We start from the raw sequence: 13,596 nt of genomic DNA on the forward strand, positions 1-13,596 counted from the left end.
CAAGTTCTTGCCATGATCGCCATTGCTTTGCCCGGGGAAAGAAATGGAATTTTCGCGATTCACTCCATTGCAGTCGCGGTCTTTATCGACAGTTTGCATTCCACATTCACGCCCTTGAAGCCGCCGTCGAGAAATGGCGCCCGCGAGACGCTTTCTCAGAAGCTTCATGCGCTGGCGGCTGGGACTCCCGCCCAGGGATGGACGCTGGGAGAATTGATGGACGCGCTGGGTGCGCGGGCGTCCGCACTGCTGATGATTGTGTGCGCGCTTCCTTTTTGTGCGCCGGTCGCGATTCCAGGTCTTTCCACGCCCTTCGGACTGGTGATCCTTGTGCTGTCGTTCCGATATGCGCTCGGCCGTCCGCCCTGGCTGCCGCAGCGGCTGCGGCGGGTTGCGTTGCCGCCGAAGGGACTGGTGAGGATACTCGATGCTGGAAGCCGCGTGATCGGATGGATCGAGCGTCGCATGCGCGTGCGCTGGCTGCCGCTTGTCGTGCCGCGCTGGAAACTGCGGGTGCATGCGGTGGTCATCATGCTGAGTGCGATTGTGCTGATGCTGCCGCTTCCGCCCATTCCGCCGTTCACGAACACGCTGCCGGCGCTCACAATTGTGGTCATGGCAATGAGCACGCTGGAGCGGGATGGCGCGGGCATTGTGACGGGATACGGAATTTTTTTTGGGATGATTGTCTATTTTGCACTGTGGGCAAAAGTGCTGGTCGATGGATTCCTGCGCATTGCGGAGCGGTTCGGATTCTAGATGCGGGTGCAAGATGGGCTGCCGATCAAAACACACCGGCTGTGCAAGTGTCCGCGACATTGTCATGAGCGGGATCGTCCACCCCGCTGCACCACGTGGAGTTGAACGATGATTCGCTCCGGTCAAAACCCGCTCGCACGCCCGGTGACGCTGACGCGGTGGGAAGGCACGACTCATCGGGAGATCAATGATTTCGTGGCGGTGGAGGAGCCTCTGGAGATCCGGCTGGGAGAGCGGAGCCTCGCCCTCGTGATGCGCACACCGGGAAACGACCGTGAACTGGCCGCCGGCTTTCTTGTCAGCGAAGGGATCGTTCGCCATGCGAATGACGTTCTCGACATTGTCCGCTGCGGGCAGGGTGCCGAGGCTGAGCCCAATGTGCTGACTGTGCACCTTGCTCCACGGGTTCAGGTCGATTGGGACCGTTTGACCCGCCACACCTTCGCTTCGTCGAGCTGCGGCCTTTGCGGCAAGACATCGATTGATGCCGTCAGAACGATGGCTTTGGCCCTTGAGTCGCGGCCGGTCCATTCCCGGTCCGTGCTGGAGGGAATTTCCCATGTGTTGAGGGAACGCCAGCAGGCCTTCGCGCTCACGGGCGGCGTGCACGCGAGCGGGCTGTTTGCCGCTGACGGGAAGCTGATCGCCCTGCGGGAGGATGTCGGCCGGCACAATGCCCTCGACAAGGTGACTGGCTGGGCGTTGCTTGCGGGCCGGCTGCCGTTGTCCGAATGCATCCTCTTCGTGAGCGGGCGCGTTTCGTTTGAATTGATGCAGAAGGCGCTGATGGCGGGCATCCCGACAGTGGCGGCGGTCTCGGCTCCCACGAGTCTAGCGGTTGAGTTTTCGCGTGAGAGCGGGCAGACGCTGATCGGATTTGTGCGGGGTGGGCGAATGAATGTTTATTCGGGCACAATCGATGGGTAGGAGGGTCAGAATCGATGCTTCCACAATGACTGAGCGAGCGCACTTTCAGGCAGCAGTCGCACCGGCTGCTGATACGATCATGTTTCGAATGCTGAGACTTCTGTTCCTGCCACTGGTGATCATCTGCCTGCATCCGCCGGCCCGGGCCGAACCGCCAGCCGGTGCGGAAGAGGCATTGGCGGAACTGGCGGGCCGGCAGAAGGACCTGCTCCAGTCCGCGGCGAAGAAGGGCTCGCAGACGGAATTGGAGGACCTGCGCCAGCCGCTTCAGGAGCTTTGTTATGCGTACGAGGACTTCCTGAGGAAATATCCGTCGTACGCGCTCGGTTATGTGAGTTACGCGATGCTGCTGGACAATCCGGTGATTGATGAGCGGCGTCGCTCGACGGCGCTTTTCCTGAAGGCCAATCAGCTCGATCCGGACATTGCGCTGGTGAAGAACCAGCTCGGCAATCACATCGCGGAGCAGGGGCAGCCTCTGGAGGCGCTCAACTACTTTCTTGCGGCGGTGCGGCTGGCTCCGAAGGAGCCGCTCTACCACTACCAGGTGGGCACGCTGCTGGCGGAGGCGCGCGATGATTTTCTCAAGAGCGGTGAGTGGACGGCCGCCAAGATCGACGAGGCGATGCAGAAGGCGTTTCTGCAGGCGTCCCTGCTCACGCCGGGCGAGTGGCGTTATGCGTACCGGTACGGGTTGTCGTTTTACGACGTGGCTTCACCTGACTGGGAAACGGCGCTGAAATTCTGGACCCAGTTTGAAGGTGGATTGAAGCCCGGCGTCGAGCAGCAGACGTGCCGCCTGCATCGCGCGAAGGCGCTGCTCGAACTGGGACGGCGCGGAGAGGCCCGGGAAATCTTGAAGACCGTCACCGAGCCCATTCTCGAGCGTGAGAAAATCAAGCTGGAGAAGCAGGGTGGCTGAGATCAGCTTTCGGCTGGCGTGCCGCCAGCCTCTCCGGCCGTTGCGGTCCTGTCGTGACGCAAAAGCGGTCAGGGTGCCGCTGCTGCCACCTTGAAGTCGCGCAGGCTGCGCGTCGGCGGTGCGTCGGGATGGACGAGGGCGGCCTCGAGGATGTAGTCGCCGGTAGCGGACGGTGCCGCAAAGGCAAAGCTGAAGCGGCGGTCGCCGTAGGAGTCGATGGTGCAGGGCTGGGTCTGCTCGGAGACCACTTCCGCGCCGCGCAGGACGCGCAGTCGCAGACCGCCTGTCCAGTCAGTCGGAAGATCGTTGATGACGATGACAGGCATCTCTCGCTTCTCGCCGGACGAGAGTTTGTCGGCCCAGAAATCCAACATGAGTCCAACCGGTGCGAAGGCCTCTTTCACGAATTCGGCAAAGTGCGGTTCAAAACGCAGGGAAGGCACATCGATCCAGTCGTCGCTGGTGGCACCGCCCTCGGGCGTGGGTTTGGATCCATCGCGTGAATAGCCCAGACTGCAAAAGTGCATGACTCCCGCGGCCTGGCGGTGACATCTCCAGAATTCGGTGAGTGCGGCTACATAACGCGCATGGAGACGGCGGCGCTGCTCGACCGTGGAGCCGGGACCGAGCAGACTGGCATAGACGCGACCTGTGAGGGCGGTGGGATCGCCTTCGCGATTCAGCCAGAGCCAGTCGTATTCATTGATGATGATGGGTTCGTTTTTCCAGCGCTGCTCGGGAAGGATTTTCGGATGGACCGAGGTGGTCGCGAGTTCGGACAAAAAGAAAGGTTCGCCGGTTCCCTTTCCTCCGAGGTTCAGCAAACGGCTGAACAGGTACGGATGCGATTCGACCGGGTCGGTGGGCCGTCCGGGCGGCGACCAGCCGTTGTCCCAGGGGCGGTCCGAGAGATCGAGGTGGCGCACGGCGTCGCGCGCCTTGCCGGTCTCCGGGGTCACGCTTTCGTTCTGTCCGTCCCAGATGACGACGCAGGGGTGGTTCCAGCGTTCGCGCATCCAGGCGGTGTACTCCGAGATGATCTTCTCCGCCACGGGGTTTTCGGGCGGTCTCCTCGATCCTCGGGTGGTGCGCAGCAGCCAGATGGGAAATTCGTCCTGGATGAGGATGCCCTCCTCGTCGGCGATGTCGTACCAGAACTCCGGCGGAAACCCGATGCAGTAGCGCAGCGAGTTCCAGTTCATCGCCTTCATCTGTTGGTGCAACCTGCGCACCCAGGCGGCGTCCCAGGGCAGTTCGCCGCGCGCCGCATCCTCCGAGAAACGCTCGATGGTGATGTTGCTGCCGCGCAGAAAATACGGCCGCCCGTTCAGAAGCGGGCGTTTTGTGGCCGGATCAAAGCTGAAACTGCGCAAACCGAAACGCACGCGCGCGGCGTCAGCACCAGTTGCCAGCCGCAGCTCGTAGAGGAAGGGGTCCTCCGGCGACCAGAGCCGGGGCTCCGCAATCGGGAGAACAAAATCGACGACCTTCTCCTCCCGCGCGGCGAGTCGCACGGGTGTGGCCGCACTGCCGGCAGGGGCGCGGGACTTGTCGGCCACGACTTCTGTTTGCAGAGTGAACTCCACGGGCTGCGCGCCGGCCACGACCTCGGCGACGATGCGCACTGATCCGGCCACGGGGTCGGGCACGGTCTGGACATTGCGCAGGAACGGCGCGCTGGACAGGATGAGTTCAACCTGGTCATTGATGCCGGGAATGAACAGGTATTTCTCGAAATCCCAGCCCGTGGGTTGGTCGAACGGCAACGATTCGCGATTGGCGCCGAGCCGGATCAGCACCTCGTTGTCGCCCCTGCGAAGATACGGTTTGGCGTCGAACTCGACCGGCGTGAAGCATGGCAGATGTTCGCCGACCCGCTTTCCGTTGAGCCAGACCTCGGTCCCGTAACGCGCCTTGTGCAGTTTGAGCAGGGCGATCGCCGGGATCGGTTGATCAACGCGAAAGCTGCGCCGATACCAGAACGCCTGGCGTTGGGCGCTGACGCTGCCCACCTCGGTGAAAGCAGGCTGGGCGAGATCGACGAGACCGGGCACGCGCACAGTGCGGGTGAACACGGCGGGCGGCGCGTCCATGCCGCCCTGCTCAATCTGCCAGGTGCCGTCGAGCGAAAGGGACTGGCGCGGTGCGATCGGTTTCAGCGCCGAGGCCTGCGCCAGCGGCGCACCAGCCGCGAGGCTTAGGACAAGCGTGAGCGCGGGCAGAGCAAGCGTGTGAAGGGACGAGATCAAGTCTGACACGGCGTGGAAGGGAAGAGTCGGAGGATGTGGTCTATGGTGTCTGCGAGGCGCATCGGCCGAACTATTCGCCGTGCGCCGCTCGTTTGAAGTCGTCTTCATAGCGGGTGATGTCGGCCTGCTGCCAGTTGCCGAAGGCGACTTCGAGCACCCGCACGGGGCGGGTGCCGGCATGGCAGCTGAGGCGGTGCCTTTCCTGTGCGGGAATCCAGATCTCGTCGCCCGCGCGGCATTCGCGGATGGCGTCGCCCACCTGGACAACGGCGCCGTCGTCGAGCACGATCCACAATTCCGCGCGCCCCGTGTGGGACTGCAGGCTCAGGCGCTGGCCCGGAAGCACGGTCATGAGACTCACCGTGCAGTCGCGATTGTGCGCGTATTGTTTGAACGAACCCCACGGGCGCTCGACAATCTCAACCGGAGGCTTTTGGGCGGGGATGGGTTTGGTGATGTAGCTGGTCATGTTTGTGCGTGAAAACTCGGACCGACGCGCGTGCGAGCGCCTGCCGGCCCGATTCCTTCACCTCAGCCTCATTGCGGATGGGTCTGTCGCTGACTGGCGCGGCATGGAGTCCGGCGAAGGAGAGACGGACCAGGCTGAGGCTTGAAAGGATTGGACGGCGGATTGTCATGACGGGTCTCTGCGTTGGTGTTCGCTGCGCTGGCGCATCGCAGGTCCGTTGGGCCCGGCCACGACAATGCAGCGAAAGTTCTTCTGCGCGATGGTACCGTAGTCGTGACCCGCGCGCGCGGGATAGACACCCAGGTAGGTGAGTGGCACGGTGCCGGTGTTGATCGTGCGATGGGCGGTGAAGCCCGGCACATAGACGGCTTGATTTGGACGAAGGGGCGCCAGACGGCTTTCGCCGGTGGATTCGTCTTCGAGCAGCATCATCCCCTCACCGGTGAGACCGAAATAGAATTCCGCGGCCGGTCGCCACGCGTGCAGGTGGCCCTTGGTCAGGTAGTACTCGTCGCCGATTTTGCCCGGCATGAGGCATCCGATTCCGTAGTGCAGGTCGCCTTCGCCCGAGGCGGGTTCGACACTGGCGACGCGATAGAGCAGTGGGTTGCCCTTTGCGAGTGCAGCCTCATACGCGGCGGTGTCCGCGAAGCAGCCGCGCAGGTCCGCGAGGTAACGCTCGACAGGTTTGACACCATCGAGTTCGCCGGTGGCTGGATTGTAGCGCGACAACAGGCGGTTCGCGTCGAGCATGGTGGATTGAGGGATCATGTGCGCACAAAGGCCTTCAGGGTTGCGCATTCGGTTCCGACTGCCGGACCATGCGGCCGGATCGTGTAGGCTCCGACAGCGGCGGGAACGATGAACGTCTCCGCGTAGTGGACGACGAATGGCTGAAAGGCGCCGGTTGGACTTTCGACAATCGCCTCCTCGCCGTGCACGAGGTTGATCACGTTCACGCCGCCATGCGTGTCGTGCGACACGGCTTTCGTGAACCAGTGGCGGCGGGTTTCGATGAACTCGCGCTCGTGCAGGCCGGTGCGTTCCTCGCGCCAGCCGTCTCCGCTGCCGATGGGGGTGATGGCATTGACCAGATGTTTTTTTGCCCATGAGGCCGTGCGGTCCCATTGGATGTTTGCCGCGCCGTGGGCGAGATGGATCGGGCGCGGTTTGCCGTCGAGGCCGAGGCGGGTCCAGTCCCAGAGTTTGAACGTGAAGATGTAGGGCGTGGCGCTGATTTCGAGCACCATGGTGCCCGCCGCCGAGCAGTGAACGGTGCCTGCGGGGATGAGGAAGTGGTCATGGGCTTTCGCCGGCAGGCGGCTGGCGTGGCGATCGGCGTCGAATGGCGCGCCGCCCGCCTGCGCCGTCGCGAGATCGCGCAGCATCGCCGCGGAGTCCACACCTTCCTTGAGCCCCAGATACACGGTGCCAGCGGGCTCGGCGTGCAGCAGGTAGTAACTCTCGTCCTGCGTGTAGTGCATGCCGAAATTCCGCTGGATGTATTCGGTCAGTGGATGCACCTGGAGCGACAGATTGCCGCCGCCCACGGTGTCGAGCAGGTCGAAGCGGATCGGAAATTCATCGCCGAAACGCGCGTGAACCGCTTCGCCGAGCAGTGCGCGCGGCTGGTCGAACACGACGTTGATGGACGGCAGCTCCATCCGCACTCCGCCGAGATCGAGCAGCAGGCTGTTCTCCTCGGGCACGCAGTCAAAACACCAGCCGTAGTTCCTGGCGTTGCGATCGAGATCGCAGGTCTCCTTCATCCACTGTCCGCCCCAGGGCGCGGGATCGAAGAACGGCACGACGCGGAAAGGACGGGTGACCGCGTGGCGCAGGCCGCGCCGGACGGATTCGCCGTCGGCGAGCTTCGGCGTGCCGCGATCGTGCGTGTCGAGAACGAAGTCCCACTTTGCAATCAGGGGCCGCTTCCAGCGGTCGGCGACGCGCCAGTCGACGAAGAATGCGCGCTTGTACTTGAGGTTGGCGGCCAGGGTGTGGTTGGCGACGCCGAGGTTGGCGGACTCGTTGCGACGGAAGCGCAACTGAGCCTCCCAGCGCGCGAGGTCGGCGTACACGAGCACATCGCCGTCGGCGACGAGCCGGGCGCCGCAGCCGACCACCAGCGCGAGTCCCGCGGGGAGCGCGGCGACCCGGGCGCGCAACCGATCCAGCTTCGTCGGATCGAAGAACTGCGGCAGCGTCAGGCTGGTGATGTATCCAAAAACTGGATCATCGCCGCCAAGAAAGGGAGCGACCAGGGATTCGATCCGGTCGGGCTGCAAAAGGGCTTCGCGCGAATCGACGACCAGCGCCGGGGCAAGGCGGGAGGTCAGCTCGGTGCGCACCTGCACCTCGTCCACCCCGGGATAGCATTCCACCACCAGGACGCGGCGGCCGCCAGGCGATGGAGATGCCCTGTCCCGCAGCCTTGCCGCGATCGCGTTCCAGCCGGTCGCGCATGCACTGGCGCCCGGCACGGGCAGATGAGGAAACTTGTCGTAGTTGGATTTTCTCATGAAACATTCCTTTCCTTTGACGCAGCCTGCGTGTCAGCGGGCCGCGGATTCCTTCAGCAGCCACTCGCCGGCGACAAGGGCGGCGTTGTCGCCCAGGGAGGAGGGCACGATGCGGACCTTTCCCCAGGGAGTGTGGGCATGCCGGTTCACATAATCGGCGATCGCGGGCAGAATCTGATCTCCGCTCGACATGATTCCCCCTCCGAGAATGAGCATCTCGGGGTCGTAGGCGTGTATGAGATTCACCGCGAGCGAGCTCCAGACAAGCAGGCTGTGATCGCGCAGCGCGACGGCGCACGCGTCGCCGGCGGTGGCCTGCGCGAAGACATTGGCGTAGTCGAGCGGGAGCGAGCGCAGGGAGCTCCGTTCCCAGTCGGGCGAGGACTCCGCGAGTTGGCGGAGAAAAGCCGTCGATGCCTCGGCCTCGGCGCAGCCTAGATTGCCGCAGGTGCAGGGCCGCCCCCCGTAGCGCACCGTCAGATGCCCGCCGAGCACGCCGGCCTGGCCGTGTTTGCCGCGCAGCACACGGCCCTCGATGATTGCGCACACGCCGAGCCCCGTGCCGAGGGTGATCATGACAAGGTTGTCGCAGCCGCGACCCGCCCCGGCGCGCCATTCGCCGATCAGCGCCATGCGGGCGTCGTTCTCGATGACGAGCGGCAGACCCAGCTCGGTCCGCACCCACGCGCGCATGTCGATGCCCAGCGAGTCGGCGTACTTTCCATAGACCACGAGGATGCGCCCCGTTTCCTTGTCTATGAGACTGGGAAACGCCACCGACGCACCGGCACAGTCGGAGAGCTTTAGGTTGAGCCCGTGCAGCAGGCGGAGCCAGGCGTCCTTCAAGACGGGCAGGCGCAGTGCGAGACCGTGCTGGGAGTGGGCGGGCTCGACGGTGTGCGCGAGGACCCGGCCGTCGCGCACGACGCCGATCTTCAGGCGCGTGCCACCGAGATCACAAGCGAGGTATGTCATGACGAGGGTTCATTTGCTTCGGGGACGGCGCCGGCGTCCGCCACATGCGGCCGATTTCCTCCAGGGTGCGGCCCTTGGTTTCAGGAATGAGGGTCAGCACGAAAAGGAAGGAAACGAGGCTGACCGTGGCATAGAGCCAGAAGGTCATGGCGGGGCCGACTGCGGGACTGTCGTTGAGGATCGGAAAAGTCTGGGCCACGATGTAGCAGGCCACCCAGATGACGAAGGTGGCGACGGACATGGCGCGTCCGCGGATTTCATTGGGGAAAATCTCCGAGCAGAAGATCCACGTGATCGGGCCCATTCCCATCGCGAACGCGGCGATGAAAAGCACCACGCCTCCGAGCAGCAGGGGGCCCTGCTGACCGGAATGGAAGAGCCAGCCCACCAGCAGCAAGGAAATGGACTGAACGGCCGTGCCGATGAGCAGCAGCGGGCGACGTCCGAGCCGGTCGACAAACGCGATGGCGACAAACGTGAAGATGAGGTTGATCAATCCGACCCAGACCGAGGAGGTGAAGGCGGCGTTCTTCACGGCGCCTGCGGTCTCGAAGATTTTGGTCGAATAGTACATGATCGCGTTGATGCCGCAGAACTGCTGGAAGAGCGCGAGCAGTGCGGCCAGCGCGAGCGGGCGGCGAAAGTTCCGGGAAAAAAGTGCGGAAAAGGGTGCCTCGGCGCTGGGGGCGGCTGACTGTATCGCGGTCATTTCCCGCTCCGCGTGCGCAGGACCGTCCACTTTGGACAGAATGGACCGGGCCTCGTCGGTGCGCCCGCGACGTGCCAGCCAGCGGGGGCTCTCCGGAACGGTGAAGAGCAGGCCGATGAAGGCGATGGCCGGCACGACCTCCATGCCGAGCATCCAGCGCCACCCGAAGGCGGTGTTCCACTCCTCGTCTCCCATGCCCTGGATGACGTGGTTGACGAACAGTGTGAGGAAAATGCCCGTGACGATGCCGAGCTGGAAGAGGGAGCCGAGGCGGCCGCGCCATCTTTCCGGAGCAATCTCGGCGATGTAGACGGGGCAGATCATGGATGATGCGCCGATGCCGAGACCGCTGATGATGCGGGCCGCGAGGAACTCCTCGAACGTGCGCGGAATGGCTGAGAGCAGGCCCGACACGGCGTAGAGGATGGCGCAGAGGAAGAGCATCTTCCGGCGTCCGAACCGGTCGCTGAGAAAACCGGCGAACATGGCGCCGGGTATGCAGCCGAGGATGGCGCTCGCGCCGGCGAGTCCCTCCTCGGCGGGCGTCAATCCGAGGTGCGCGGTCAGGTACGAGTTGGCGCCGTTGATGACGGCCGTGTCGTAGCCGAAGAGAAATCCGCCGATGGCGGTCACACCCGTGGCGAAGAGGACGAAGCGGTGGGAATGTGGGGACGGGGCGGTCATGGGAGGAGCGGTGCGGATGGGTTCAACTGGGGCGCAGCGTCAGGCTGAGCTCGAAGCGATCGCCGCGGTAGTGGACAATTGAATACTCGATCGGCTTACGGCGGGTGTCGAAGACGGTGCGTGTTCTCAGCAGCAGCGGAGCTCCGGGTGCCACCCGGAGCGCGCGGGCGAGCCTTTGATCGGCGGCGACGGCGGAAAGGGCGTCCTCGGATTGATCTGCGATGACTCCGCAGCGGCTTCTAATCAATTCGTAGAGGGGCTGGCTGAAGTCGTCACCGACCTTCAGCTTCAGGCGCGGGTGAAGGTAGGAGCGGAAGCGCACGACGGGGGTGGCATCCCAGCCGCGAATGCGATCGAGGCAGATCACTTCGGCTCCCGGTTTGAGATGAAGCCGGCGGGCGACCTCCTCCGGGGCGGTCAGCGAGCGGGTTGACACCGTGTAGGTTTCAACGCGCACGCCCTTTGACTCCATTTCGCGGGTGAAACTCTGCCATGCGCCGACGCCGGAGTGCACCTTGGGCTCCAGCACGCGCGTGCCCACGCCGGCCCTGCGGTCGAGCCTTCCCTCGCTCACCAGGCGGGCGATCGCGGCCCGCAGCGTGTTGCGGCTGACGCCCATGGCGTTGGCCAGTGAGACTTCGTCGGGCAGCAGCGTGCCGGGGGCCTGGGCGGGCTGGGCCAGGAGAGCACGCAGGGACTGCTCAGCCTGGGCATGAAGCGGCAGGGAGTTGCCCGGATCCAGTCGCAGTCCTTTCAGAATTCCGGATGGGGCTGTCGATGGAGTGGGGGAAATCGAGCGCATCATACTTTGTTCAAACAAACTGATCGAATGATGGCGCTGTCAATCCCGCAGTTGGGCGGTGCCCCGGGCGTCGCCATCGGGTTCCCGATTGTCGCTGCCGTCATCTGTTGTTGCGTGTCCTGGCGGGACACGAGAGGGGGAATGCGGAAATTTCAGGAACGCCATGGGATCCGGGCGCAGTGGATTCAGGACGCGGATCAGCCTCTGTGTTTGCCGACGTACAGTGGTACATGGGTTTGCTCCGAATACTGGCCCCCTTCGCGGAACGGACCGGCACCCTGAAAGAGAATGCGTTTTGGGAGCGAACTTTTCAACAGCACCCTTTCCCGACCATTGATCTTCTCACTGGCGAATGGCGCCTGGTGAAGGAAATTGGATTTTCCGTTGGAGGCGCATGAGATCGAGACTGATGATTCGTCATTGATGACGAAGGGATTGTCATTTCCGCCGAAATTGACAACGCCTCCAAGCACTTCGGTCGATCCACCGTTCTTCGTGAGAAACCCGACTCCGCGCCCTTCGGTCTTGAATCCCAGTACCCAAAGCTGCGAACCGTCGTTGATCACCTCGGGGTTTGCACGCTCGGGATTCAACTGCCGCGCCCAGACCGACTGCCCCTTGAACTGGTAGCAGTTGGGGTTGGGCGGGAACTGGTCGGTGCAACAGATGTTTTCGATGAACACTTTTCCACCGCTCACCGTGTTGAGGTACATCGCCCCCGTTTGTGCATGAAGGTCGCTGAGAACCAGGGTGCGCCTTGAAGCGTGCTCGACAAGGTACTGCTCTCCCCTGAACTCCTCGAAGGCGAAAAGATCCTCGATGAGGAGCGGCGTTGATGATTCGCCGTCGACACGAAAGGTGCCGCGGTTCTTCGCTTGCTTCAGATTCTCACCCGACACGAGATCGCAGAACATGAAATTGATCCGCTCGACTGTCGCCGGAACGCGAATGGCTCCGTTGATGAGGTATCGACCCGGTTGAAAGTAGATGACTGATTTCCCCGAATCCAGCGCCGACTGGATCGCCTGGGTGCAGTCCGTTGTCCCGTCTCCTTTCGCTCCAAATTCGTTGACGCTTACCCATCGGTTCATGTCCTGCTCCCAGGGGATTTCAGGCGTCTCCTCAATGCGCAGATTGAGGGACCGCTTTTCCTGCTCTGAACGCAGTGTCTGGACGCCATGAGAGGAGTGCTCTTCGATGATCGGGCCGCTGAGGAGCGTGCTGTCGAACCTTCCGATTGCGGCCGGGTATCCGGATGTCCTCACGTTTCTGGCAAAGAGCACGCCGTTGATGTGCTCGATTGCAGGCACCGCCCCGCCTGTTTCCGTTCGGTCCGTCGGATCGGACTCGAACGCCAATTCGCTGTCGACGAGGACGACGTGGGCGGGCGATCCCGCGATTGTGAGGGCAGGCACCTGGTTCCTGCTTCGCAATCCACGGATCGAAACGGGGGTTTCGTCGACAAGAAATCCCGCAATCTTCTGGTGGCTGAGTGTGATGTGCTCAAAGACCGTGTACATTCGGTATGGCAGTGCCTGGATGCCATAGTCGAAGCCCTCCACGGTGACATGTTTGAAGTAGCAGCCTGAAAGGTTGTGGCGGTCGCATAGGAGTCCGACGGCTCCGACCTTGCCGGGATCCCCGGATCGGATGGTGACGTGTCGGACGGCGGCCATGTTGTTGCCGAAAAAGCGGAGGCCCGACGCCCCGGGATTGCCGATGCCGGTGTCAATCGAGATGTTCTCAAAGAGATTCGCCATTGAAACGTTCGATGTCGACTTCCTCATGAAACTGAAGACCGGCTTGTTGGAGCCTCTTTCGAAGCCGGGGCATGCATCCTTCAGTCTGATCACGGCACCCCGCTCGCTCTGGCCGCGAATGATGATCTGCCGGTTCAGCTCCCCACCAGAGGTGTTGTGCAGATCGGCAAACGTGTAGCACAGGGTGTCGCTCACCAGGTAGGTCCCGTTCGGGAAGTAGAGAATTCTCGACTGCTCCGGCCGTGCGGGAAATACGACGCGAATGCGTCCGTTTGCCTTGAGTGTTTCGACGCTGATGGGATGATGGAAATCCTGACGGGGGTCATCGGCCATTTCCTTTTCCAGCGCTTTTTCCGCTTCGAGCGTGGGACGGAGAATGTCATCGAGCGCGCGAATCAACGCTTCGGTGCAGTCCTTCCTTCCCTGATTGTCGCAGTGATAGGGTGCCTTGGTGACATCAATCACCGCAAGTGCGGCGGCGGGATAGACGCAGTTCTCCCCGCGATGCTCCGCTGGCGTTGCGCCACGCTCCGCCCCCTTTGTGCTTCCGGACTTGCGGCTGCCATCTGTTTCCTTCGAGGAGGCCGTTGAGGGAATCAGGGCGCCTGCCAGCGAAGCAATGCCGGTGGTCGTGATGAAGGTTCTTCTTTTCATGACTGATGAGGATGATTGGGGGTGATGCTGCGCGTGATTGTCCGCTGCGGACGCTGCCAAACCCAGCCATCTGTTGATGAGCAGAGCCAGGGCAATGGTCTTGTTGAGCGCGGGGTGCTTTGGTATTTGTTCAAACAATCGATCAAATAGAATCGATGTCAACC

Annotated in this window: 11 protein-coding genes; 3 read left to right on the forward strand and 8 right to left on the reverse strand. The window is 62.9% G+C overall.

What is annotated here, in order from left to right; genetic code table 11:
- Positions 1-12 precede the first annotated feature (12 nt).
- From HS122_14700 to HS122_14710, 3 genes are all read left to right on the forward strand, one after another.
- Positions 13-759 (forward strand): exopolysaccharide biosynthesis protein, encoded by a 747-nt coding sequence (locus HS122_14700; protein ID MBE7539645.1) that lies wholly within the window; start codon positions 13-15, stop codon positions 757-759.
- Between the two features lie 108 nt (positions 760-867).
- Positions 868-1,686, forward strand: coding sequence for a formate dehydrogenase accessory sulfurtransferase FdhD (fdhD, locus tag HS122_14705; protein ID MBE7539646.1), 819 nt, complete (start codon positions 868-870; stop codon positions 1,684-1,686).
- A gap of 79 nt (positions 1,687-1,765) precedes the next feature.
- A complete protein-coding gene (locus HS122_14710) occupies positions 1,766-2,608 on the forward strand; it encodes a hypothetical protein (protein ID MBE7539647.1) in 843 nt (280 codons plus the stop codon).
- A gap of 68 nt (positions 2,609-2,676) precedes the next feature.
- Here the strand turns inward: HS122_14710 and HS122_14715 are convergent, their stop codons facing one another.
- The 8 genes from HS122_14715 to HS122_14750 form a co-directional block, all read right to left on the reverse strand.
- Positions 2,677-4,866 carry a hypothetical protein gene (locus HS122_14715; GenBank protein ID MBE7539648.1) on the reverse strand — a complete coding sequence of 730 codons (2,190 nt, stop codon included), beginning with the start codon at positions 4,864-4,866 and terminating at the stop codon, positions 2,677-2,679.
- Positions 4,867-4,927: 61 nt separating this feature from the next.
- Entirely contained in the window at positions 4,928-5,326 is a 399-nt protein-coding gene (locus tag HS122_14720) for a phosphomannose isomerase type II C-terminal cupin domain (protein MBE7539649.1), read from the reverse strand.
- A gap of 165 nt (positions 5,327-5,491) precedes the next feature.
- Entirely contained in the window at positions 5,492-6,097 is a 606-nt protein-coding gene (locus HS122_14725; protein ID MBE7539650.1) for a glucose-6-phosphate isomerase, read from the reverse strand.
- A complete protein-coding gene (locus HS122_14730) occupies positions 6,094-7,848 on the reverse strand; it encodes a class I mannose-6-phosphate isomerase (protein ID MBE7539651.1) in 1,755 nt (584 codons plus the stop codon). The genes HS122_14725 and HS122_14730 overlap by 4 nt, the downstream gene beginning before the upstream one ends.
- A 33-nt stretch (positions 7,849-7,881) precedes the next feature.
- Entirely contained in the window at positions 7,882-8,823 is a 942-nt protein-coding gene (locus tag HS122_14735) for an ROK family protein (GenBank protein ID MBE7539652.1), read from the reverse strand.
- Positions 8,804-10,216, reverse strand: a complete 1,413-nt coding sequence (locus HS122_14740; GenBank protein MBE7539653.1) for a sugar porter family MFS transporter — start codon at positions 10,214-10,216, stop codon at positions 8,804-8,806. Before HS122_14740 ends, HS122_14735 begins: the two co-directional genes overlap by 20 nt.
- 22 nt (positions 10,217-10,238) lie before the next feature.
- Positions 10,239-11,021: a GntR family transcriptional regulator gene (locus HS122_14745; protein ID MBE7539654.1), complete on the reverse strand. Its 783-nt coding sequence runs from the start codon at positions 11,019-11,021 to the stop codon at positions 10,239-10,241.
- A gap of 194 nt (positions 11,022-11,215) precedes the next feature.
- Entirely contained in the window at positions 11,216-13,432 is a 2,217-nt protein-coding gene (locus HS122_14750) for a hypothetical protein (GenBank protein MBE7539655.1), read from the reverse strand.
- Between the last annotated feature and the right edge of the window lie 164 nt (positions 13,433-13,596).

It is taken from the genome of Opitutaceae bacterium (genome assembly GCA_015075305.1).
Taxonomy (GTDB): domain Bacteria; phylum Verrucomicrobiota; class Verrucomicrobiia; order Opitutales; family Opitutaceae; genus UBA6669.

What these genes read in the sequence shown, in the direction of transcription:
- HS122_14750 (MBE7539655.1), bottom strand. Translation starts at nt 13,432, where the DNA reads ATGAAAAGAAGAACCTTCATCACGACCACCGGCATTGCTTCGCTGGCA.
- HS122_14730 (MBE7539651.1), bottom strand. Translation starts at nt 7,848, where the DNA reads ATGAGAAAATCCAACTACGACAAGTTTCCTCATCTGCCCGTGCCGGGC.
- HS122_14700 (MBE7539645.1), top strand. Translation starts at nt 13, where the DNA reads ATGATCGCCATTGCTTTGCCCGGGGAAAGAAATGGAATTTTCGCGATT.
- HS122_14725 (MBE7539650.1), bottom strand. Translation starts at nt 6,097, where the DNA reads ATGATCCCTCAATCCACCATGCTCGACGCGAACCGCCTGTTGTCGCGC.
- HS122_14740 (MBE7539653.1), bottom strand. Translation starts at nt 10,216, where the DNA reads ATGACCGCCCCGTCCCCACATTCCCACCGCTTCGTCCTCTTCGCCACG.
- fdhD (MBE7539646.1), top strand. Translation starts at nt 868, where the DNA reads ATGATTCGCTCCGGTCAAAACCCGCTCGCACGCCCGGTGACGCTGACG.
- HS122_14720 (MBE7539649.1), bottom strand. Translation starts at nt 5,326, where the DNA reads ATGACCAGCTACATCACCAAACCCATCCCCGCCCAAAAGCCTCCGGTT.
- HS122_14735 (MBE7539652.1), bottom strand. Translation starts at nt 8,823, where the DNA reads ATGACATACCTCGCTTGTGATCTCGGTGGCACGCGCCTGAAGATCGGC.
- HS122_14745 (MBE7539654.1), bottom strand. Translation starts at nt 11,021, where the DNA reads ATGATGCGCTCGATTTCCCCCACTCCATCGACAGCCCCATCCGGAATT.
- HS122_14710 (MBE7539647.1), top strand. Translation starts at nt 1,766, where the DNA reads ATGTTTCGAATGCTGAGACTTCTGTTCCTGCCACTGGTGATCATCTGC.